This is a genomic window from Yoonia sp. 2307UL14-13 (assembly GCF_037572755.1).
In the GTDB taxonomy this organism is placed as follows: domain Bacteria; phylum Pseudomonadota; class Alphaproteobacteria; order Rhodobacterales; family Rhodobacteraceae; genus Yoonia.
Genome location: NZ_JBBIFZ010000001.1, coordinates 109,177 through 130,435, shown reverse-complemented (window position 1 = coordinate 130,435; position 21,259 = coordinate 109,177). Strand labels below are relative to the sequence as shown.

Below are 21,259 nucleotides of genomic sequence, written 5' to 3'. Positions count from 1 at the left end.
CCCTCAAGCCGCGCCATAAGCTGCGGCCATGACGAAACACCTCCTCCTCGGGCAAACGCTGCATTTCACTGGCAATCCGCTGACGACAGCGTGGAAGGATTGCGCGCATCACGACAGCGCAGGCGGCGTTCTGATCGACGGCGAGCGGATCGTGGTGGTCGGATCAGCCGCGACGCTGAAAGACGAAAACCCCGACGCAAAAATCACCGACTACGGCAGCGCCCTCATCACCGCCGGTTTCGTCGACGCGCACATGCACTACCCCCAGACCGGGATCATCGCGAGCTGGGGAAAACAACTGATCGACTGGCTCAATACCTATACCTTCCCCGAAGAGGCCAGGTTCAGCGATCGCGCCTATGCCGATCAGATCGCGGCCCAAACCCTCGACCTTGCCCTCGCCCACGGCACCACGACGCTGACGAGCTTCTGCACGATCCACCCCGAAAGCGTTGACGCCTTCTTCAGCGCCGCCGCCACCCGCAACATGGCCGTCGTCGCGGGTAAGACCTGCATGGACCGCAACGCGCCCGACAACCTGCGCGACACCGCGCAATCGGCCTATGAAGACAGCAAGGCACTCCTGCAAAAGTGGCACGGCAAGGGACGCGCCACCTACGCGATTACACCTCGCTTTTCGCCGACCAGCACACCAGAACAACTCGCAGCGCTCGGCGCGCTCTGGGCCGAGCATCCCGACACGCTGATGCAAACCCATCTCAGCGAACAGCTTCCCGAAATCGACTGGGTCAAATCGCTCTACGCCGGGGAACAGGATTACCTCGCCACCTACGAAAAGTTCGGACTGCTGGGTGAACGCGGCCTCTACGGCCACGCCATCCACCTCGAACAGCGCGAAATCGACCGCCTGCGCGAAACAGGCGCCGCGACAATCCACTGCCCCACCTCCAACTGCTTCATCGGCTCGGGGCTCTTCGACCTCATGGGCCTCGCCAAGACCGGGCTCAACATCGGCCTCGCGACCGATACCGGCGGCGGCTCGTCCTTCTCCATGCTGCGCACCATGGCCGCGGCTTACGAGATCGGACAGTTGCGCGGCACCGCCCTGCACCCCGCACAACTGATGTGGCTGGCGACCGAAGGCTCTGCCCGCACATTGCACATGCAAGGCAAAATCGGCCATCTCGGCCCCGGCGCCATGGCCGACATCACCGTGCTCGACCTCGGTTCAACCCCCGCAATCGCGCAGCGAACCAACCGGGCCGACAGCATCTGGGACGCCCTCTTTCCAACGATCATGATGGGGGACGACCGGGCGATCAAAGACGTCTGGGTCGCGGGGCAAAAGCACTAACACCGGCGCGCCAGCACCATCACCCATTTCCCGCCGGTATTCGCTAGGCCATATTCGGTGTAATTCCGCCCCAGCATGTTCCGCCTGTGCCCAGCCGACCCCTCCCACCCGGCAAACGCCGCCGATGGCCCACGATAACCGTCGGCGATATTCTCCGCCCAGCCGCACGCCTGATATCCGGCACGGCCAATCCGATCCCCGGCACTGCTGCCATCCGCACCACGATGCGAGAAATACCCACGCTGCGCCATGTCGTTCGCATGCGCCTTGGCCGCGCGATCGAGGCGCGCATTGCGCACCAGCGGGCGCAACGACCGCTCGGCCCGCAAAGCATTCAACCGCGTCGTGAATTCGCTCGAATCCGGCCTGCCGACCGGTTGGTTCCCGGCAGGTGCCGCAGATGTCACCGGCACAGGCACCACACAGGCGCTCATCCCGAACACCAATAGAACAGCGATAATAAAGCGCATGATCAGTTCCCCTCCATCAGATCCCGCGCAAGTATATTCTGACGTGCAATCACTTTTGGCAAATCAATCGTGAGGATGCGGCCATCCGCCACCACCCGACGACCTTCGACGATCAGGTCCCGGACGCGGCTTGGCCCCGCCAGAACCAGTGCCGCCGGGTCCCACGACCCGGCATTCGCCACATCGCGCGCATCCCACACAGCAAAATCAGCCCGCTTTCCCACAGCAATCTGACCCAGATCATCGCGGCCCAGCACCGCCGCACCACCGCGCGTGGCAATTTCCAACGCCTCACGCGCCGACATCGCATCGGCGCCCAGCGATACCCGCTGCAACAACATCGCCTGCCGGGTCTCGGCCACGACGCTGCCCACATCATTGCTCGCCGATCCATCGACGCCCAGACCCACCGGCACGCCCGCATCCCGCATCTGCCGCACAGGCGCGATCCCCGACCCCAGACGGCAATTCGAACACGGACAATGGGCGACACCGGTGCGGGTCCGGGCAAACAGATCAATCTCTGCACCATCCAGCTTTACGCAATGCGCATGCCAGACGTCATCGCCGACCCAGCCCAAATCCTCGGCGTATTCCCCCGGACGACACCCAAATCTTTCCAGCGAATACGCCACATCCTCATCATTCTCGGCCAGATGGGTATGCAGCATTACGCCCTTGTCGCGGGCCAGTACCGCCGCATCACGCATCAGATCGCGACTGACCGAAAACGGACTGCACGGCGCGACACCCACGCGGATCATCGCCCCCGGCGCGGGATCGTGAAACGTATCAATGACGCGAATGCAGTCCTCCAGAATGGCCGCCTCACCCTCGACCAGCGCATCCGGCGGCAGGCCGCCATCGCTTTCGCCAATGCTCATCGCGCCACGGGTCGCATGCAAACGAAGCCCCACCTCACCAGCGGCAGCGATCGTATCATCCAGCCGGGCACCGTTCGGGAACAGATACAGGTGGTCCGAGGTCAGCGTGCAACCCGACAACGCCAACTCGGCCAACCCGATCTGGGCGGAGACAAACATCTCTTCGGGCCCGAACCGGGCCCAGATCGGATAAAGGGTCTGGAGCCAGCCAAACAGCAACGCATCCTGCGCGGCTGGCACCGCACGGGTCAGGGTCTGGTACAGATGATGATGGGTGTTGATCAGGCCCGGCGTGACGATGCAGCCAGTGGCATCTAAAACCTCCACTCCGTCAAGATCGGCACCAACACCGGAAATCACACCATCGGTCACCGCGATAACCGCACCACGCAACTCACGCCGGTCGTCATCCATCGTGACGACCACGTCGGCATTGCGCAGAACCAGATCAGCCATGCATCACATCGCGCAAGATCGCGAGCGCGGCGGCATGGATATCCGCGTTCGCCGCCGCCAAGGCACGGCCGCCCTCATGCACCGGCGCACCGTTCCAATCGGTGACAACACCACCCGCCGCAGTGACAACGGCGATCGGCGCCTGAATGTCATAAGCCGCCAATCCGGCCTCGATCACCAGATCGACCTGGCCCGTCGCGACCAGCGCGTAGCCATAGCAGTCCATGCCATAGCGGGTCAGACGGCATTGCCCGGCGACAGCCTGAAACGCCGCCATCTCCCGCGCCGTCCCGACTTCTGGAAATGTGGTCAAAATGGTCGCCTGCGCCAATGCGACGGTCTTCCGCGTCCGCAACGGCATCACCCCATGCGGCCCGACCAGTTCCGCCTGACCAAAGCCGCCAATGAACCGCTCGCCGATATAGGGCTGATCGATCAGACCAAAGACCGGGCCCATCTCATCGGCGACCGAAATCAGCACACCCCAGGTGGGCGTGCCACTGATATACCCGCGCGTCCCATCGATCGGATCCAGCACCCATGTCAGACCGCTCGTGCCTGGCTGATGGCCGAATTCCTCGCCCAGCACGGCATCATCGGGCCGCTCCTGCGCCAGAACGCCGCGCATCGCCCGCTCGGCCGCGCGGTCGGCCTCGGTCACCGGATCAAAACCATCTGTCAGCTTGTTGTCCGCCGACAGATCGACATGGCGGAACAGCCGCAGCGTCTCGGGGCGTGCGGCATCCGCCATCAGATGCGCAACCCGGATCAGATCGACCCGCATCGCATCATTGATCTGCATGGAAATCACCCCTGTCTGCACCCGCTCCCGACCAAGGCGGTAACGCGGGGCAGTTTGGGGGTCAAGGCAGCGTTACGCCGCCTCGCTCAGCACGCGCGCCAGATCGAACAACCGGCGGCGCTGGTTTTCCGGAATGGCATAGTACGACCGCAAAAGCTCCAGCGCTTCTTTATCGGTCAGGATATCGCCCGGCATATCACCCTCGGCACCTTCGGCCATAGGTTGAGCGTCGAGACCTTCGAAAAAGAACGAAATCGGCACGTTCAGCACTTTGGAGATATCCCAAAGGCGAGACGCGCTGACCCGGTTCATACCGGTTTCGTACTTCTGGATTTGCTGAAATTTGATGCCCACTTGCTCGGCAAGTTGTTGTTGCGTCGTACCGTTCATCCAACGGCGATGACGGATACGTTTGCCGACATGTACATCTACGGGATGTTTCATTCACTCGTTTCCTTAATTTGAAAGAACACCGACCATTGATCGGTCGGCATCCTATACAACGCTCCGCACGCGGATCTCACCGCGGCCGCATCACGCCTGTGCACGTGCATGGCACCAATCCGGATGAACACGCAACGGTTGCAGGCGACGACCTGCCCTTTAGGACAGGTTCAACCCGCGATTTTTTTGTCCAACCGGTCAAATTGACTAATCTTTCATCCCGATCATCATGCGTTCATAAGGATTAACAAACCAATACAAGACAGGATTCGCCCCATGCGCGCATTTCAAGTGTCCGCCTTCGACACGCCCCCGACCCTTGCCGATATCGACAAACCACAACCCAAAGCAGGCGAAGTTCTGATCGATATCGCGGCGTGTGGTCTAAACTTCGCCGACCTGCTGATGGCGAACGGCACCTATCAGGCGACGCCCGAACCACCCTTCACCCTGGGGATGGAGGTCTGCGGGACCGTCACCGCACACGGCAAGGGCGTTAAAGAACCCGCAATCGGCACGCGCGTCGCGGTCTTTGGCGGACATGGCGGCATGGCCGAACAGGGCTGTTTCCCCGCCATGCTCTGCCGTCCTGTCCCCGACGACATGCCGTCCGATGTGGCCGCAGGCTTCATGGTCGCCTACGGCACCTCACACCTCGCCCTGACGCGGCGCGCCAACCTGCAAGCCGGCGAAACCCTCCTCGTCCTCGGTGCGGCCGGTGGTGTCGGGTTGACGGCGGTCGAAATCGGCAAGGCCATGGGGGCCAAGGTCATCGCCGTCGCCCGCGGTGCCGACAAACTGGCCGTCGCGAAAAAGGCCGGGGCCGACCACCTCATCGACAGCGACAGCCAGGACATCAAGACAGAGGTCAAGAAACTGGGCGGCGCTGACGTCGTCTACGACCCGGTCGGCGGCGACGCCTTCAAAGCAGCACTCGGCGCCTGCAACCGCGAAGCGCGGGTGATCACTATCGGCTTTGCCAGCGGCGACGTCCCGCAAATCCCCGCCAACATCATCCTGGTGAAGAACATCACGGTGATCGGCTTCTACTGGGGCGGCTACCTGATGTTCAATCCACCCGCGCTGACCGAAAGCCTGGGCGAGCTGATGACATGGTATGGCGAGGGGCGGCTGAAACCTCATATCAGCCACAAAATCCCGCTGGATCAGGCGGCAGAGGCGCTTGACCTCATGCGCACCCGCAAATCCACCGGCAAGGTCGTCGTCACGCCATAACCGGCGCGCCCAGCGCACAAAATCCATCGCGGATGAACTTGGACAGGTCCGTCATCACCGGGCCGTCCTTCACACCATTGCGATACATGTTGATGTTCAGGTCCAGCAACCGTGGCAGCGCGCCACCATGCTGGATCGGCTCGAAATGGCGGGGGGATGTTCCCTCCAGCATCGTATGCACGGCCAGATCGGCACTGACGGTGGCCTCGATCGTGCGGGTCGAGTTACTGTCGACGACCATCTCCCACGGAATTCCCGCATCGTCCAACCGGCGCTGCACGTATTGACGGAAAATGCAACGCTGCTCATAGGCCAGCCTTAACGGGCGCTGCTTCCATATCTGACCACCCGGCGCGCCGACCCAGACCAGCGGCAGCTTGACCAATGTTTCACCGCCGGTGCCCACGCTGTCCTCGGTCGTCAGGATGATATCGATCTGACCCCGGTTCAGATCGTCGATCAGCTTGCGGGTATAGGACGACACCAAATGAATGCGCACGCGCGGATAGGCAGCGGCAAAGCGCTGCATGACGCGCGGGATCACCGGATAGACGATGTCGTGCGGCACACCCAGCGTCACCTCTCCCTCGAACGCGGTCGCCGTCAGTTTGCCGTAAACCTCATCATTCAGAGTCACGATCCGGCGGGCATAGCTCAGCAACTGCTCACCCTGCGGGGTCAGGCCGATCTGCCGGGCCGACCGATCCAGCAGCGCGATATCCAGCATCTCTTCGAGCCGCTTCAACTGCATCGACACCGCCGACTGAGTCAGGTTCAGCGACCCCGCCGCTTTGGTGACCCCGCCAGTCTCGGCCACTGCCACAAATGAACGCAGGGCCGTCATATCCAGATTACGCATACATCACCATCCTTGATGAAAGACATATCAAACATTCGCTTTCAACATGTATCAAGCGCCGATAAATATCAAGCATTCGAATAAGACCAGCTTGTTTCATCACGAAAGGACCGGATATGCCCCACGCAATACAAACATCGACCACCTGCGGATGCACCACGACAGCGCGGCCAAGCGGTCTCATGCCACGCCTGTTCGCCTTCTTGGCGCTCAACCGCCAACGGCGGACGCTCAAGGACCTTGACGATCACATGCTAAGAGATATCGGCGTGACCCGCGAAGAGGCTGATATCGAAAGCAAAAGACAGGTCTGGGACGTGCCGGATCACTGGCGGTAGGGCGCGTTTGCGGGCCGCAATGCGACAAAGCCGCCCAAAACGATCAGTTTTAAGCGATTGAGTCGCAAAGCGGCTTGAAAAAACAGGGGTCTCGGCCAATATTAGTGCGGAAAGTATCGCTTAGCGGTATTTGGATTTAACTGGAGGTCTAAATGGCTCAATACGAGACAATGAATCCGGCCACCGGCGTCCGCGCCGCGGCCATTGACGAGGGCCTGCGCGCCCACATGAACAAGGTGTACGGCACCATGTCCATCGGCATGGTGATCACCGCACTGGCCGCATGGGCGATTTCAGGTCTCGCAACCACTACGGATCCATCCGTGGCAACCGCACAGTTGGCCAACGGCAAACTGCTGACCAGCTTTGGTGAAATGATCTATGGATCGCCGTTGCGCTGGGTCATCATGTTCGCGCCCCTGGCCTTCGTCTTCGGCTTTGCCGCGATGATCAACCGTATGTCGGCCGCCACCGCACAGACAGTGTTCTACAGCTTTGCCGCTGTGATGGGTGTGTCACTCAGCTCGATCTTCCTGATCTACACCGGCTTCTCGATCATCCAGATCTTCCTGATCACGGCGATCGCATTCGCGTCGTTGTCGCTCTGGGGCTACACGACCAAGAAAGACATCTCCGGCTGGGGTGCGTTCCTGATCATGGGCGTGGTCGGTCTGATCATCGCATCGATCGTCAACTTGTTCCTGCAATCGTCCGGCCTGATGTTCGCCATCTCGGCCATCGGTGTACTGATCTTTGCGGGTCTGACCGCGTATGACACGCAGAAGATCAAGAACGACTACATCGCGCACGCCGCCCACGGCGATACGGAATGGCTGGGCAAGGCCGCCATCATGGGCGCGCTGAACCTGTATCTCGACTTTATCAACATGTTCATCTTCCTGCTGCAGCTGTTCGGCAGCCGCGAATAAGCGGAAAGAAGCTACGTAACATGTCCCGTCGCAGAAATGCGGCGGGCTTTTTCGTTTGGCGGGCCGTTCCGGGAGGGGGGTAGAATCGTACCATAAGGGGGCCGTTGAACGTGACGGTGCTATACTGCATCGCTGTCCACGCAGGGTCGGCGATTGAGCGTCTCACATAGATGGTACAGCAGGAAGCTCAAATGCGGGTTCCGATCCGCACAGGCGCCATTGCCCGCACAGCACGCGAAGGGGTAAGGTGCGGGACAAAGCGGACTTTTGCAGTTGCGGCTATTGCTAACGCAGCATCCATCTGCGATTGCGACGTCAGCTAAGCTAGAGAAACTCCGACGTCTCCGAACCGGGCATTCAATCACTTTGATTTCACGCAGGACAGCACCGCATCAGCACCGCTTGCTCAATGTGGGGCAATTACTCACCCAACCTTAAAGCCCAGTTCTGATTTGGATTTTTCCTTGAATTGTCGGCCGTCACTAAAGAGATTTGGTCGTCTGAGCCTTGGGAAATGGAGGCCAAATCCCCTCAGGGCCGTCAAACTTACGTTTGACACGCCTATGACATCGGTGTCATGACATCGGTGTCATTTGTGATGACCTGATTCCAATCAGGGACGTCACAACGGTTGGGAGGGCGCTTGATGGCAACGATTTACGATGTTGCGCGCACGGCTGGCGTGTCGCCCAAGACAGTTAGTCGGGTGATCAATGGGGATGGTGCCGTCAAGGCGTCGACCAAGCAAAAGGTTCAGAAGGCGATTGCTGACCTGGGATACGTTCCCTCGACCGCCGCCCGCTTGATGCGGTCGAACAAGTCCGGTCTGGTCGGGTTGATTACCGGCGCGATCTCACTGTCACCTGATCGCTCCGAGGCCTCTGGCCTGCCCGATCTGTTTATCGTGCAGGGCATTCAGAAAGCGATGGAACACAGCGGCAAAACACTTCTTATTGCCGATACGGGCGGTCATTCTGACCGCGTTCCGAAATTGATCCGCACCTTCGAAGAACATCGCGTCGAAGGCATTATCTATGTGGCCGACTACCACCGGCGCGTTGAACTTCCGACGGTGTCTGACGCGACGAAACTGGTGCTGGCAAATTGCTATGATGATGCAGGGACCCCCTGTATTCTGCCTCATGACTTCCAGGGACAATATGCGCTGGTCCGGTCGCTTATTGCCAAGGGGCACTCTCGCATTGGCTATATCACCCTAACACCGGGGCATGAGGCGACGACCTTGCGCACCGCCGGCTATCGCTCGGCGCTGGATGAGGCTGGTATTGCCTTTGACCCGGCGCTTCTCATGCCAGCGGGCGTTGACGCGTCAGATGGCGCTGCCGAAGAACAACTGTTGTGGGACGCGATTGATCGGCTCTTGAGCTTGGACAGACCACCGACCGTGATCTGTTTTGGCAATGACCGGATGGCCATGCGCGCCTACGGCATTTTGCGCAGCCGTGGCCTGTCGCTGCCCGATGACATCTCGGTCGCCGGGTATGACAATTACAAACTGATCACCCAAACGCTCTATCCAACGCTCACGTCGGCGGAGCTGCCTTATGCAGCCATCGGCATCCGCGCGACGGAGCTGTTGTTGAGCATGATCGAAGGCAATGCACCGCCCACAAAGGACCCGATCCTTGTCAGCGGCCCCGTTGTGCACGGCAACTCCGTGAAGGACCTGCCCACACCCATCACCCATCTTTCGTCAATAGGGAGGACGACCAAATGAAACTGAAGACAACACTTGCAGCAACCTTGCTGGCCACGACTGGGCTGGCCAGCGCGGCCATGGCCCAAACAGAGCTGACCATGTGGTATCATGGCGGCGGTAACGAAGTTGAAAGCAACATCCTGAACGGGATCGTTGAAGACTTCAACGCAGCACAATCGGACTGGATGGTCACGGTCGAAAGCTTCCCGCAGGGCAGCTATAACGACAGTGTCGTTGCGGCCGCACTGGCGGGCAACCTGCCGTGTATTCTGGATGTTGACGGCCCAGTGATGCCCAACTGGGCCTGGGCAGGCTACATGCAACCGCTTCCGATCTCTGACGCTGCTCTTGAGGGTCACCTCGACAGCACCATCGGTCGTTGGGACGGTGATATCTACTCCGTTGGCCTTTGGGAAGCAGCGGTCGCCCTTTATGCGCGTCAGTCCACGCTGGACGAACTTGGCCTGCGGATCCCGACCCTCGACAACCCTTGGAACATGGAAGAATTCATGGGCGCGCTTGATGCAGCCAAAGCATCTGGCAACTATGAATATGCTTTCGATCCCGGCATGGCCTGGACCGGTGAATGGTATCCATATGCATTCAGCCCCTTCCTGCAAAGCTTCGGTGGCGATATTGTCGACCGTTCGTCCTATCAAACGGCTGATGGCGTCCTGAACGGGGATGCGGCGCTGGCGTTTGGTGAATGGTGGCAAACCCTGTTCACCGAAGGCTATGCGCCCGGCACGAGCCAGGACCCGGCAGATCGTGACACCGGGTTCATTGACGGCAAATATGCCTTTGCGTGGAACGGCAACTGGGCGGGTGTCGCGACGCTTGACGGCGGCGTTTATGATGTCGTCTTCCTGCCAGCGCCAGATTTTGGCAATGGATCCGTCATCGGGGCGGGTTCCTGGCAGTTCGGCGCATCGGGCACATGCGAACATCCTGACGGCGTCGCTGCTTTTGTCGAACATGCCCTGCAGGACGAATATCTTGCAGCCTTCTCGGACGGCATCGGCCTGATCCCGTCCACGACGGACGCGGCACAGATGACGGCGAACTACGCGGCAGGCGGTGCGCTAGAGTCGTTCTTTGGTCTGTCGGAAGCCCAGGCGCTCGTGCGTCCGGTGTCGCCCGGTTACGTCGTGGCAGCCAAGGTGTTTGAAAAGGCACTGGCAGACATCGCAAACGGCGCGGATGTGGCCGACACGCTCGATGCCGCCGTCGATGAAATCGACTCTGACATCGAACGTAACAGCGGCTACGGCCACTAAGCGATCCTCCCGGTTGGGGCCTGCTTCGGCGGGCCCCGACTCTCTTTCCCCGAGAGGCGAATGACAATGGCATCCAAACTGACAACATCGAACCGTACGGGTTGGGCCTTTGCCCTGCCGGGCTTTGGCCTTTTGGCCATGTTCATCGTGGTGCCCTTCTTTTTCGCCTTCTGGCTATCGCTGACCAACCAACGACTGATATCTCCTAACCCGACTGAGTTTGTCGGGCTGGAAAACTACAGAAACCTGCTCGCGATCGGCGTGCTGACGATTGAGCCTGAACGCGATGATGCGGGAGAAATCGTGCGCGACGCCGACGGAAACCCCGAGTACCCGCGTGTTCGGGAATTCACCCGCAACAATGCCGACTACCCACAATTCGACAGGATGCGCGAATGGTTCCGCTGGCACTCAGGCGACACCGCAAAGGTGGTCGTGGCAAAGGACGTCGTCTTTTGGAAATCCTTGCGAAATACGTTGATGTTCGTATTGGTGGTTGCCCCTGTGCAAGCGGCCATTGCCTTGGGACTCGCTCTGCTGATCAACCAACGATTGCGCGGGATCAACGTTTACAGGGCGATCTATTTCATGCCCGTTGTGGTTTCGATCGTGGTGGTCTCCTTGCTATGGCGGTTCCTTTATGCCGAGGAAGGATTGCTAAACTCAATTCTCCAGACGCTCAGTTTCGGCGCCTTCGAAGGGCGGGACTGGCTCGGCGATGAGAACACAGCCCTTGGTGCGATCAAGGCCATGTCGATCTGGCAGGCGGTCGGGTTTCACATGGTGATCTGGCTGTCGGGTCTGCAAACCATCTCACCGACACTTTATGAAGCCTCCTCCATAGAAGGCGCCTCCAAGTGGCAGACTTTCCGCTATGTGACGTGGCCGGGTCTGCGCAATACCGCTGTGCTGATCCTGATCGTGATCACCATGCAGGCCTTTGCGCTCTTCGCGCAGATCGACGTTATGACCAACGGCGGCCCACTCGACAGCACCACGACGGTCGTCTTTCAGGCAGTTGAACGGGGCTATGGCAAGCAGGACATTTCTGGCGGGTCCACGATCTCAGTCATCCTGTTCCTCATCGTGTTGAGCATCAGCCTGATCCAACGCTACCTCACGCGGGAGAAATAACCATGGCTGCAATCAATCCTGACAATCACGGCCTGCGTCTCGTCACCCGCTATGTGGTGCTGACGCTGATCGCGCTGATCTTTGTCTTCCCGCTCGTGTTCATGGTCATGTCGAGCTTCAAGCCCGACCTGCAGCTGCTCCGCGATGCTTCGAGCATTCGGGCCTTCCTGCCGGTGGGTGACATTAGCACCAACAACTACGCGGCGGCGTTTAACCGCGCCCCGATTGGGTTGTTCGTGTTCAATTCGGTCCTCGTGACAGGCGTGACGGTCCTGTTGTCGCTGTTTTTATGCTCTCTGGCCGCGTTTTCCTTTGTCTTCCTTGAATGGAAGGGACGGAACGTGTTGCTTTCGATCATCATTGCGACGCTCATCGTCCCCTTCGAGACCATCGCGATCCCGCTTCTGTTGCTTGTGTCGAAACTACCATGGATCGGGTTCGATGGATTCTCCATTGGCTGGCTGAACACCTACCGGGTCCAGATCATTCCCTGGATCGCGGACGGGCTGACGATATTCCTCTTCGTCCAGTTCTTCAAAGACCTGCCACGTGACCTCATTGAAGCCTCACGAGTGGAAGGGGCGACGTGGTGGCAGATCTACACCAAGGTAGTCATGCCCCTCTCTGGTCCTGTCATTGCGACGGCGGCGATTCTCAAATTTCTGGTGATGTACAACCAGTACCTCTGGCCGCTCATCGTCGTGCAAGAAGAAACCTACCGCCCTGTCATGGTCGGTTTGCAATATTTCTTCCAGCTCAACACTGCCTGGGGCGAGATCATGGCCTACCTGACCATCATCACCGTGCCCGTTTTGGCCTTCTACCTCGTTCTGCAGCGCGCGTTCATCGCGTCGATTGCCTCAACCGGCGTGAAAGGGTGATCTGATGATTGCGCTTGATGACAAATATATCTGGGACAGCTGGTACGTTCAGGATGGCGACATATGGCATGCCTTTTTCCTGCAGGCGCCGCGCTCGCTTGAAGACCCCGAGCAGCGCCACTGGAATGTCAGCTACGGGCATGCGACCTCTACCGATTTGATGAACTGGACCCATCTGGGCACCTGCTTTGAACCTTCCAATAATGGCGGTTGGGACGACTACACCACATGGACCGGGTCAACCATCAAAGGCGACGATGGGCTCTGGCATCTCTATTATACCGGCTCGACGAAGGCCGAGGATGGCTTGTACCAGCGGATCGGGCATGCGACATCCAGCGATCTGCACAGCTGGCAGCGTGTCGGTGACGGGCTTATCCTTGACCTGACAGGCCCCAACGCCGTGCACTACGAAGACAGCATGGAAACATCTGTCTGGCATGACCGTGCGATGCGCGATCCTTGGGTCATGCGCGACCCTGATGGCGATGGCTGGCTGATGTTTTTCACCGCGCGGACCCGTGGCATTGAAGAACCCAATGCTGGCGGCAATATCGGCTTTGCCACCTCGCCCGACGGCTATGACTGGACGCTTCAACCACCTGTTTTCACAGGCGGATATGGCCAGCTTGAGGTGCCTCAAGTCTTGGAAGTGAACGGGGACTGGTATTGCCTTTTCTGCACCGCGGCCGAACATTTCTCGAAGGCGCAGGCTGAGGCGACACCTGGAGGGCCAGTGACTGGAAACCACTATCTGATTGGTGATACGCCGCGCGGTCCGTGGCGCATAGCACCGGGTTTTCTGGACGGCGCGCTGCCGCCAAACCGGTACGCGGCGCGACTGCTTCAGACCAAGGATGGCCTTTTCATCAAAGGCTTTGCCGATCGGCCCGACGGCGGTGCGTTCCGCGGTCACGTGATGGACCCCGAACGGGTCGAGGTCACCGAGAACGGTCTTCTTTTTATCAATCCTTCCATCAAGGCGGCGGAATAGATCATGGCACAGGTGAAACTTCATGACATTAGCAAAAGCTACGGTTCAGTCGAGGTGATTAAGGGTGTGGATATTGACATCGATGATGGAGAGTTCGTGGTGTTCGTCGGCCCGTCGGGATGTGGGAAGTCGACGCTGCTGCGGATGATTGCAGGGCTTGAAGACATTACGGGCGGTACCCTCGAAATCGACGGAGTGCGGGTCAACGACCTTGAGCCGTCCAAGCGTGGGATCGCCATGGTGTTCCAGTCCTATGCGATTTTTCCGCATATGACGGTGCGCGAGAATGTTGCGTTCGGCCTGACGATCAACAAGGCGAGCAAGGCAGAAAAAGAGAGAAAGGTCGCCGAGGCGGCGCGTATCCTTCAAATGGAACATCTTTTGGACCGTCGACCATCTGAATTGTCAGGTGGTCAGCGACAGCGCGTTGCAATCGGGCGGGCGATCGTGCGCGACCCGAAGGTGTTCCTGTTTGACGAACCCCTGTCGAACCTGGACGCCGCATTGCGGATGGACATGCGTATGGAGATCGGCAAGCTGCACAACGATCTTGCGGCATCCATGATTTACGTCACCCACGATCAGGTGGAGGCAATGACACTCGCAGACAAGATCGTCGTGCTGAAAGACGGCATGGTTATGCAAGCCGGTGCCCCGATGGAGCTTTATCACGAACCTGCCAACCTGTTTGTTGCAGGGTTCCTCGGCGCTCCTTCGATGAACTTTCTTGATGTCACGGTCGAGGCGGTCAATGAGACGACCGTGACCGTGAAGAACGCCTCGCTTGATCTGATCGAAGTCCCATCCAAAGGCCGGGCTTTCACACAGGGGCAGACGGCAACTTTGGGCGTGCGGCCGCAATATCTTCACCCCGCTGACGAAGCGACAGGTAAGCTGCACGGCAAGGTCGCATTGACGGAACGACTTGGCAGCGAAACGGTCATCGACATCAAACTGGCCGACGGCAACAAGATCATCGCAGCACTATCTGAGGATGCCATCCTGACCGAAGGCACTTCGGCATCATTCCAATTCGACCCAAATCAAGCCCACATTTTTCCTGAGGTACGATGAGCAAGCCGGTCGTCATCATTGACCCGGATTGGCGGCGGATGGATGAGCTTTTTTCGACATCCGCCCAGTCTAAACTGCGGGAGAGATATGACGTCGTATGGGGGCGGGACGGATCGATCCCATCAGATGTTCTTTCGCAGGCTCTGCCACATGCCACTGTGCTCATCGCTGCGACACCAAGCATCGATGCTGACACATTGCGCTGTGCTCCTAGTCTCAGGACGGTCATTGAGGTCTCCGGCGCTTTTCCAGACACCATCGACTATCAGGCCTGCTTCGATTCAAACGTCGAAGTCCTCAGCTGCGCGCCCGGCTTTCGCCAATCCGTCGCTGAAATGGGTCTCGCCATGGCACTCGCTGGTGCGCGCGGGTTGGTGGACGAACACGAAGCCTTCAGAGTGGGCCAAGAGCACTGGCTCGCTGATCGTAGGGACACCGATTTCAGCCTGTTCGGTGCCGATGTGGGATTTGTCGGCTTTGGCCAGATCGCGCAGGAAATCACGAGGCTGATTGCGCCCTTTGCGCCAATCACGCGGGCCTATGACCCGTGGTTGCCCAAGGCAGTCGCTGATGGGTTCCAGGCCGAACTGTGTTCATTGGATCAGGTCATGAGCCAGTCTCGATGCCTGTTCGTGACAGCGGCCCCCTCATCAGAGAACCAACACCTCATTGATAGGGTCCAGTTGAAACAACTGCCACAAAACGCCTTGCTGATCGTGTTGAGCCGCGCGCACCTTGTGGACTTTGCGGCGCTCAAGTCCGAGCTTGCAAGCGGACGCATTCGCGCCTGTATTGATGTCTTTCCTCATGAGCCTGTCGCGCAAGACGACAGTTTGCGCCGGCAATCCAACGTGGTCCTGTCCCCACACCGTGCTGCGGCTGTGGCCGGAGGGCGGCAGCTTATCGGTGACATGATCCTATCCGACCTGGAATCCATCCGGCTCGGGGCACCAGAACGTAAGTTATCCGTGGCGCGGCTCGAAACGATTGCCGCTTTGGCTGGTGTTGGTGATGCGGCCTCAGTGTCCGAGATGGCACTAGATCGGTAGGTACTGTCACCGCACGAAGACGGGCAACCGCTTCAAGCAGGCGAACGGCACCGCCGCCCGCCTTTGTTGACTAGATATCAACGCGCTCCGCGATACTCAGTGCATCTTCGAGTTCGACGCCCAAATATCGAACAGTGCTGTCGACCTTGGTGTGGCCAAGCAGCAATTGGACAGCTCGGAGATTGCCAGTCTTGCGATATATTTCCGCAGCCTTAGTTCTGCGCAACGAGTGCGTGCCGTAGCCGCTCGGCTCTAGGCCAATCGCGGTCACCCAATCGCGAACAATCCGGCCGTATTGGCGCGTCGATATGTGTGGCCGATCATGGAAGCGACTCGGGAACATGAAGCGGCCCGCGAACATCTCACGAGATTTGACCCAGGCCAGCACAGTTTCACGTGTATTTTCTGTTTGTTCGAACTGAACAGGTCGTTTGGTCTTGCTCTGGATCACTGAAACGCGTTCTCGCACTCGGCCATCCTTCACCAAATCACTCACTTCAAGTTTAACCAAATCGCAGCCGCGCAACTTGCTGTCGATGGCAACGTTGAACAAGGCCAGGTCTCGCAGATTGCCGGCAAGTTCCAGCCGTGCCCGGATCGACCAGACCTGCTTCGGTAACAGCGGCCGCTTCTGACCAATGATCCGCCCTTTGTTCCAGGTTCTTCGTTTCGGGGTTGTTGCGGGAAGTTGGACTCTTGGCATGATTTGCCCTCCGTTCCTCCCTCCAAACCCAGTCATCAGCACCGCGCTGACGGCGATAGCCTAGCATGCTTCGAACGGCAGCTTTCTTCGCGGTTGAATATGGCCCAACATGGTGCACATGCAGCGATTGTCGTGCTGCGAGCGCGCGCAGCGAGAAAACTGAATTCACAGGTTGGGCTCTCCCCTGAATTTCACCGCGTGCATCCCCAAAGGCAGCTTAGGATACAATCCCCTACCGGACCGGAGCCCGTCTCGAGCGTGGCCTTGTCGATGCGTTAACGCTTGCCGAAATAGCTTACATATCCGGCAAACCAGAGAGAGGGGTAAAATGTTAACAGGCGGTCACCGCGCGTTGCGTTAAACGCCGGACCACCGCACGCGAGGGTCCGACAAATGTCCGACGCAAATCCGACGGTTATCCGACGCAAGTCCGACACCTGTTTTTGCAGGCAAACCCTTTGTTTTAAGGGCGGTTCTGAACACAAAGTGTAAAACCCCCAAAAATGCACTGCCGATCGCCCACAGGTTGCGCACCGCACTCCGCCTTCAGCGTTCGTTAACCAGCAAACGGCTCAGATCATACCCGTTAAACGCCAGCACATCCCGCGCCGCCGCATAAAGATCCGGCCTGATCTCGGGCGTCCTGCTTAATATCCACCCCGACCGGCCGTTCGGCGCACCGACGACGGCCACACGATACGCCTCATCCGTCCAAAGCACCCAGTAATCGGCGGCCACGAACGGCACGCTCGGAAACCGCACCTTCAACCGGCCCGGCCCCACGATCTCAGCCGTGCCTTCGATCCGCGACCGCTCAGACCCATCCGGGTTGCGGCAAATGTTCAAGACCGACAGCAACCCATCATCGCGCCGACCGTATGTCGCCGTCACATCCACACACCCGGCCTCGAACGGCACGGGATAGCGGGCGACCTCGTACCAGGTGCCCAGATATCGCTCGGGTTCAAAAACCGCCTTCGATGAAATCGGCACATTTGTATCGCGATACACCTCCAACAACCCGCCGCCATCCGAATTGGTGCAGGCCGTCAAAAGAAGGAAGCCACCGAAAAGAAAACGTTTCATGCCAAAAACCCTATCCGTTTTCCGGGCACCGTCAGCGATCCCGGACGCAACGGCAACCACGTTTCTTGACATCGGCACCTTTCCTCTGCCACTGCTAGAGCCATGAGTACAGATCGCACCATTACAACGGTCTACTTTACCAGCGCCACATAGGGCAGCTGGTTCTTTTTCGACATTCGATGACAACAGCCGCCCGCAAGGGCCCGAACTGTCTCGTGTCCTTGCCGGGCGACACAGCAAGGACACAACATGAAACACCCCTCAGTCACCATGGCAAAACCAAGCGACCTGCCGCATATCCAGAAACTCATCCGCGCCCTCTCTGCTTTTCACGGCGACACGGCAACGGTCACGCTCGAACAGCTGCAAGACATATTCTTCGGACCAAAGGCCAAGGGCGCCGCCTTCGTCGCCAAGGACGGCGATCAGATCATCGGCTATGCCGGAGTCCTGGAAACCATCGCGATCCATAGTGCTGTCCCCCGTTTTGACATCCACCACCTGCATGTGATCGAGAACAAACGCAGTCAGGGCATCGGAAAAGCGCTGATCGCCGCCGCGAAAACCCACGCGACAAGGCGCGGCGCCAAGGGATTGACGATCGGCACAGACCCAAAGAACGCGACGGCCCAGGCCGCCTACCGCGCGATGGGCCTGGAAGAGATCACCGATGCCGGTCCACGCTTCTGGATCGAAATAACGTAAGGTGGCTCTCGAGCCACCCCAGCTCAATAAGGCATCGGATGGGTCCTATTCGCCTCGTCAATGGCACTCACCAGCTCATTCGAAAGGGCCACATCGACCCCCGCCAAAATCCGCTCCAACTGCTGCGCGGTCGTCGCGCCGAAAATCGCGGAAACCGGAAAAGGCCGCGTCCCCTGCCACGCCATGGCCATATGGACAGGATCCAAACCATGCGCCGCGGCCAGGTCCAGATAGACCTGCGTGACGGGCAAAGTGCGGTCCGTCATCCGGCCACCCATCTCGGCATTGATCGACATCCGGCTGCCCTCTGGCACCGCGCCGCCCTGATACTTGCCGGTCAGCAACCCACAGGCCAAAGGCGAGAATGACAGCAAGGTCACATCCTCATTCACCGCCATCTCGGCCATGTCGGTATCGTAGAGACGACACAGCAACGAATACTCATTCTGCACAGACGCCATCCGCGGCAGACCCGCACTTTCAGCCTGATCGATCCACTTGGTCATGCCCCACGCGCTTTCGTTGGACATCCCGATTGCCCTGATTTTCCCGGCCTTGACGCACTCGCCCAGCGCCTCAAGCACGTCCATCATATGATCGAGCGTTTCCTGCCGGTTCTGCCCCGACGGATCATACGTCCAGTTCTGGCGGAACATGTAAGACCCCCGCACAGGCCAATGCATCTGGTAAAGATCGATCACATCGGTCTGCAATCGCTTGAGCGAGGTCTCCACCGCCTCACGGATCACCGCCCCGTCATAGCCGCGCCCCTCGCGCACCCAGCCGGGGTTGTTGCCGGATACCTTCGTGGCAATCACCACCTCATCCCGCCGCGCGGTCTTGGCCAGCCAATTCCCAACAATCCGCTCGGACAACCCCACCGTCTCGGCCCGGATCGGGTTCACAGGGTACATCTCGGCGGTATCCAGAAAATTTATTCCAGCATCCAGTGCCATGTCGATCTGTTTGTGGGCATCATCCTCTGGCGTCTGGTTGCCATAAGTCATTGTGCCCAAACACCAATCACTGACCATGATATCGGTGCGACCAAGGGGAATCTGTTTCATGGGGTGCCTCATCTGGTTGCCCGGCGGACATTAGCGCCCACGCACAAAGGGGCAACCCGATGTCGCATCTTTGATGGTCATTCGGCGCGACTCGGTTCAAAGCTGCGCATATGCATTTGCTGATCACATTCGCCGCACTGTTTCTTTCAGTCGTGCTGCTCCAACTCTCCTCCGGCGGGGTCGGCCCGCTGGATGCCTTGACGGGGTTGAACGCAGGGTTTTCACCGGCAGAGGTCGGCTTTCTGGGCTCCGCCCATTTCCTGGACTTCTTCATCGGCTGCTGGTGGGCCCCACGTCTGATGGGGGCGGTGGGGCACAGCCGCACCTTCGCGACCTTCACCGCCATGGGCGCCATCGGCCTCGCCGCTCACGTCGTCATCGAGGACCCGCTGTTCTGGGCGCTCTGCCGTATCGCCTCGGGCATCTGCGTGGCGGGCTGTTACACAGTGATCGAAGCATGGCTGCAGGCCAAAGTGACCAATGAAACAAGGGGGCGGGCCATGGGCAGCTATCGGATCGCCGATATCTCGGCCGCTTTCGTCGCGCAATTCATGATCGGCGCGCTCGCCAATCTTGAGACTTACATCGCCTACAACGTTCTCACGATCTTCTGCTGCGCATCCCTCCTCCCCCTCGCCCTCACCAGGCTGCCACAACCCGAAACGCCGACGGCCCCGCGACTGGAACCGCGCCTTGCCTGGCGCTGTTCTCCGCTCGCCGTAGCGGCCGTGCTCGTGGCTGCCCTTCAGGTGCATCCTTCCGTATGGTCGGCCCGATCTACGGGCAAGAGGTGGGGCTGAGCGCCCAGGAAATCGGCTATTTCCTCGCCGCCTTCATCGCGGGCGGTGCGCTGGCGCAGTATCCCGTGGGATGGCTCGCCGACAAATTCGACCGGCGCTGGGTGATGATCTGGCTGTCGGTCGCGGCAATCGCGTCCTGCGCGATCACGGTCGCAATCGCGGCGAATGGCACCTCCAGCATATTGCTGTCCGCCGCGCTTTTCGGCCTGACGACATTCCCGATCTACTCGGTCGCTGCCGCCCACGCGCATGATTTCGCCACCTCCGACCAACGCATCGCGCTCTCCGCCGCGTTGATGTTCTTCTACGCCGTCGGTGCCATCGCCGCGCCTTACGCCACATCCGCCCTCATCGCGGGGTTCGGCCCGGCCGCGATGTTCTACCTTATTTCCATCGGCCACGCCGTACTGATCCTGTTCGGTCTTCGCCGCATGATCGTGCGGCAGACACCGGAAGAGCGGACGCGCTATGTCTACGCGCCCCGGACCAGCTTTGCGATCGGGCGGCTGCTGGGCCGCAGCCGCGAGCGTTAGAAGTTATAAAGCACCGCGATACGGGTCGTCGTCACCGCGGCGGTAAAGGTGTCATCCATGAAATCGCGGATGAACTCGCCGCGCAGGGTCACGTTGGGGGAAAAGTCACGCTCGACCCCGACCCCCAGATTGGTGCCGTTGGCGTCACCGCCCGGGATGTCGTAATAGGTCAGCCCGCCCGCGACACGCGCCCGCACATCGCCAAGATCGTATGTGCTCCATAGCCGCAACCGCTGGGTGCCATAATCTGCGTCCCCTGCCAGATGCCAGCCCAGTTCGGCCTCGGCACCGTAATTCAGATCGGGGTTGTTGCTTAACGCCAGACCACCGATCACGGAACCGACCAACTGGCTGTCGCCGGAATGCGGATATGCGTAATCCAGCGCACCGCCTGCATAGAAATCCTGCGCTTGCGCGCCTGTCGCGATCGCCAATGCAACAAGGATTGAAAGACCTGTTTTCATACTGCCCACCTTTGTTTTTTGTTATGCCGTCCAGATAAG

21 protein-coding genes and 1 pseudogene are annotated in these 21,259 nt (G+C 59.4%); 13 read left to right on the top strand and 9 right to left on the bottom strand.

What is annotated here, in order from left to right:
* Positions 1-28: 28 nt before the first annotated feature.
* Complete coding sequence (guaD, locus tag V8J85_RS00740) at positions 29-1,315, top strand: guanine deaminase (RefSeq protein ID WP_339951231.1); 1,287 nt, start codon at positions 29-31, stop codon at positions 1,313-1,315.
* Here guaD and V8J85_RS00735 read toward each other — a convergent pair.
* The 4 genes from V8J85_RS00735 to V8J85_RS00720 form a co-directional block, all read right to left on the bottom strand.
* Positions 1,312-1,785: a CAP domain-containing protein gene (locus V8J85_RS00735; protein WP_339951228.1), complete on the bottom strand. Its 474-nt coding sequence runs from the start codon at positions 1,783-1,785 to the stop codon at positions 1,312-1,314. The two genes, guaD and V8J85_RS00735, sit on opposite strands and share 4 nt — an antisense overlap.
* A gap of 2 nt (positions 1,786-1,787) precedes the next feature.
* A complete protein-coding gene (locus tag V8J85_RS00730) occupies positions 1,788-3,125 on the bottom strand; it encodes an 8-oxoguanine deaminase (protein ID WP_339951226.1) in 1,338 nt (445 codons plus the stop codon).
* The gene (gene hisN / locus V8J85_RS00725; protein ID WP_339951224.1) at positions 3,118-3,927 is read right to left on the bottom strand and encodes a histidinol-phosphatase; all 810 of its coding nucleotides are present in this window, start codon (positions 3,925-3,927) and stop codon (positions 3,118-3,120) included. Before hisN ends, V8J85_RS00730 begins: the two co-directional genes overlap by 8 nt.
* A gap of 72 nt (positions 3,928-3,999) precedes the next feature.
* On the bottom strand, positions 4,000-4,371 hold the full coding sequence (locus tag V8J85_RS00720; RefSeq protein ID WP_339951222.1) for a helix-turn-helix domain-containing protein: 372 nt from the start codon (positions 4,369-4,371) through the stop codon (positions 4,000-4,002).
* Positions 4,372-4,647: 276 nt separating this feature from the next.
* On the opposite strand from V8J85_RS00720, the gene V8J85_RS00715 reads away from it, so the two are divergent.
* On the top strand, positions 4,648-5,607 hold the full coding sequence (locus tag V8J85_RS00715; protein ID WP_339951220.1) for an NADPH:quinone oxidoreductase family protein: 960 nt from the start codon (positions 4,648-4,650) through the stop codon (positions 5,605-5,607).
* Here V8J85_RS00715 and V8J85_RS00710 read toward each other — a convergent pair.
* The gene (locus V8J85_RS00710; RefSeq protein ID WP_339951218.1) at positions 5,597-6,466 is read right to left on the bottom strand and encodes a LysR family transcriptional regulator; all 870 of its coding nucleotides are present in this window, start codon (positions 6,464-6,466) and stop codon (positions 5,597-5,599) included. The genes V8J85_RS00715 and V8J85_RS00710 overlap by 11 nt on opposite strands.
* Before the next feature lie 116 nt (positions 6,467-6,582).
* Here V8J85_RS00710 and V8J85_RS00705 point away from each other — a divergent pair, with 116 nt between their 5' ends.
* The 9 genes from V8J85_RS00705 (at position 6,583) to V8J85_RS00665 (ending at position 15,862) form a co-directional block, all read left to right on the top strand.
* Entirely contained in the window at positions 6,583-6,804 is a 222-nt protein-coding gene (locus tag V8J85_RS00705) for a DUF1127 domain-containing protein (RefSeq protein ID WP_339951216.1), read from the top strand.
* 152 nt (positions 6,805-6,956) lie between these two features.
* Positions 6,957-7,733, top strand: coding sequence for a Bax inhibitor-1/YccA family protein (locus tag V8J85_RS00700; RefSeq protein WP_339951214.1), 777 nt, complete (start codon positions 6,957-6,959; stop codon positions 7,731-7,733).
* A 646-nt stretch (positions 7,734-8,379) separates the two neighbouring features.
* A complete protein-coding gene (locus tag V8J85_RS00695) occupies positions 8,380-9,471 on the top strand; it encodes a LacI family DNA-binding transcriptional regulator (RefSeq protein ID WP_339951212.1) in 1,092 nt (363 codons plus the stop codon).
* Entirely contained in the window at positions 9,468-10,730 is a 1,263-nt protein-coding gene (locus V8J85_RS00690; RefSeq protein ID WP_339951210.1) for an extracellular solute-binding protein, read from the top strand. The genes V8J85_RS00695 and V8J85_RS00690 overlap by 4 nt, the downstream gene beginning before the upstream one ends.
* A gap of 66 nt (positions 10,731-10,796) precedes the next feature.
* Positions 10,797-11,864, top strand: coding sequence for a carbohydrate ABC transporter permease (locus V8J85_RS00685; protein ID WP_339951208.1), 1,068 nt, complete (start codon positions 10,797-10,799; stop codon positions 11,862-11,864).
* Between the two features lie 2 nt (positions 11,865-11,866).
* Positions 11,867-12,745 (top strand): carbohydrate ABC transporter permease, encoded by an 879-nt coding sequence (locus V8J85_RS00680; protein WP_339951206.1) that lies wholly within the window; start codon positions 11,867-11,869, stop codon positions 12,743-12,745.
* A 4-nt stretch (positions 12,746-12,749) separates the two neighbouring features.
* On the top strand, positions 12,750-13,739 hold the full coding sequence (locus tag V8J85_RS00675) for a levansucrase (RefSeq protein WP_339951204.1): 990 nt from the start codon (positions 12,750-12,752) through the stop codon (positions 13,737-13,739).
* A gap of 3 nt (positions 13,740-13,742) precedes the next feature.
* Complete coding sequence (locus V8J85_RS00670; RefSeq protein WP_339951202.1) at positions 13,743-14,813, top strand: ABC transporter ATP-binding protein; 1,071 nt, start codon at positions 13,743-13,745, stop codon at positions 14,811-14,813.
* Complete coding sequence (locus tag V8J85_RS00665; RefSeq protein WP_339951200.1) at positions 14,810-15,862, top strand: NAD(P)-dependent oxidoreductase; 1,053 nt, start codon at positions 14,810-14,812, stop codon at positions 15,860-15,862. Before V8J85_RS00670 ends, V8J85_RS00665 begins: the two co-directional genes overlap by 4 nt.
* Before the next feature lie 70 nt (positions 15,863-15,932).
* Here V8J85_RS00665 and V8J85_RS00660 read toward each other — a convergent pair whose 3' ends face one another.
* Both V8J85_RS00660 and V8J85_RS00655 read right to left on the bottom strand, forming a co-directional pair.
* Positions 15,933-16,565 (bottom strand): tyrosine-type recombinase/integrase, encoded by a 633-nt coding sequence (locus tag V8J85_RS00660; protein WP_339951198.1) that lies wholly within the window; start codon positions 16,563-16,565, stop codon positions 15,933-15,935.
* 546 nt (positions 16,566-17,111) lie between these two features.
* A complete protein-coding gene (locus V8J85_RS00655) occupies positions 17,112-17,651 on the bottom strand; it encodes a lipocalin family protein (protein WP_339951196.1) in 540 nt (179 codons plus the stop codon).
* Positions 17,652-17,900: 249 nt separating this feature from the next.
* Between V8J85_RS00655 and V8J85_RS00650 the strand changes: the two genes are divergently transcribed.
* Positions 17,901-18,356, top strand: a complete 456-nt coding sequence (locus V8J85_RS00650; protein ID WP_339951194.1) for a GNAT family N-acetyltransferase — start codon at positions 17,901-17,903, stop codon at positions 18,354-18,356.
* A 23-nt stretch (positions 18,357-18,379) separates the two neighbouring features.
* Here V8J85_RS00650 and V8J85_RS00645 read toward each other — a convergent pair whose 3' ends face one another.
* On the bottom strand, positions 18,380-19,423 hold the full coding sequence (locus V8J85_RS00645; RefSeq protein WP_339951192.1) for an aldo/keto reductase: 1,044 nt from the start codon (positions 19,421-19,423) through the stop codon (positions 18,380-18,382).
* A 110-nt stretch (positions 19,424-19,533) separates the two neighbouring features.
* Here V8J85_RS00645 and V8J85_RS00640 point away from each other — a divergent pair.
* Positions 19,534-20,756, top strand: a pseudogene (locus V8J85_RS00640) (MFS transporter).
* Here the strand turns inward: V8J85_RS00640 and V8J85_RS00635 are convergent.
* Entirely contained in the window at positions 20,753-21,220 is a 468-nt protein-coding gene (locus V8J85_RS00635) for an outer membrane beta-barrel protein (RefSeq protein WP_339951190.1), read from the bottom strand. The pseudogene V8J85_RS00640 and the gene V8J85_RS00635 overlap by 4 nt on opposite strands.
* Positions 21,221-21,259 lie beyond the last annotated feature (39 nt).

Coding starts and splice junctions, on each gene's coding strand:
- guaD (WP_339951231.1), top strand. CDS start 29: ATGACGAAACACCTCCTCCTCGGGCAAACGCTGCATTTCACTGGCAAT.
- V8J85_RS00735 (WP_339951228.1), bottom strand. CDS start 1,785: ATGCGCTTTATTATCGCTGTTCTATTGGTGTTCGGGATGAGCGCCTGT.
- V8J85_RS00730 (WP_339951226.1), bottom strand. CDS start 3,125: ATGGCTGATCTGGTTCTGCGCAATGCCGACGTGGTCGTCACGATGGAT.
- hisN (WP_339951224.1), bottom strand. CDS start 3,927: ATGCAGATCAATGATGCGATGCGGGTCGATCTGATCCGGGTTGCGCAT.
- V8J85_RS00720 (WP_339951222.1), bottom strand. CDS start 4,371: ATGAAACATCCCGTAGATGTACATGTCGGCAAACGTATCCGTCATCGC.
- V8J85_RS00715 (WP_339951220.1), top strand. CDS start 4,648: ATGCGCGCATTTCAAGTGTCCGCCTTCGACACGCCCCCGACCCTTGCC.
- V8J85_RS00710 (WP_339951218.1), bottom strand. CDS start 6,466: ATGCGTAATCTGGATATGACGGCCCTGCGTTCATTTGTGGCAGTGGCC.
- V8J85_RS00705 (WP_339951216.1), top strand. CDS start 6,583: ATGCCCCACGCAATACAAACATCGACCACCTGCGGATGCACCACGACA.
- V8J85_RS00700 (WP_339951214.1), top strand. CDS start 6,957: ATGGCTCAATACGAGACAATGAATCCGGCCACCGGCGTCCGCGCCGCG.
- V8J85_RS00695 (WP_339951212.1), top strand. CDS start 8,380: ATGGCAACGATTTACGATGTTGCGCGCACGGCTGGCGTGTCGCCCAAG.
- V8J85_RS00690 (WP_339951210.1), top strand. CDS start 9,468: ATGAAACTGAAGACAACACTTGCAGCAACCTTGCTGGCCACGACTGGG.
- V8J85_RS00685 (WP_339951208.1), top strand. CDS start 10,797: ATGGCATCCAAACTGACAACATCGAACCGTACGGGTTGGGCCTTTGCC.
- V8J85_RS00680 (WP_339951206.1), top strand. CDS start 11,867: ATGGCTGCAATCAATCCTGACAATCACGGCCTGCGTCTCGTCACCCGC.
- V8J85_RS00675 (WP_339951204.1), top strand. CDS start 12,750: ATGATTGCGCTTGATGACAAATATATCTGGGACAGCTGGTACGTTCAG.
- V8J85_RS00670 (WP_339951202.1), top strand. CDS start 13,743: ATGGCACAGGTGAAACTTCATGACATTAGCAAAAGCTACGGTTCAGTC.
- V8J85_RS00665 (WP_339951200.1), top strand. CDS start 14,810: ATGAGCAAGCCGGTCGTCATCATTGACCCGGATTGGCGGCGGATGGAT.
- V8J85_RS00660 (WP_339951198.1), bottom strand. CDS start 16,565: ATGCCAAGAGTCCAACTTCCCGCAACAACCCCGAAACGAAGAACCTGG.
- V8J85_RS00655 (WP_339951196.1), bottom strand. CDS start 17,651: ATGAAACGTTTTCTTTTCGGTGGCTTCCTTCTTTTGACGGCCTGCACC.
- V8J85_RS00650 (WP_339951194.1), top strand. CDS start 17,901: ATGAAACACCCCTCAGTCACCATGGCAAAACCAAGCGACCTGCCGCAT.
- V8J85_RS00645 (WP_339951192.1), bottom strand. CDS start 19,423: ATGAAACAGATTCCCCTTGGTCGCACCGATATCATGGTCAGTGATTGG.
- V8J85_RS00635 (WP_339951190.1), bottom strand. CDS start 21,220: ATGAAAACAGGTCTTTCAATCCTTGTTGCATTGGCGATCGCGACAGGC.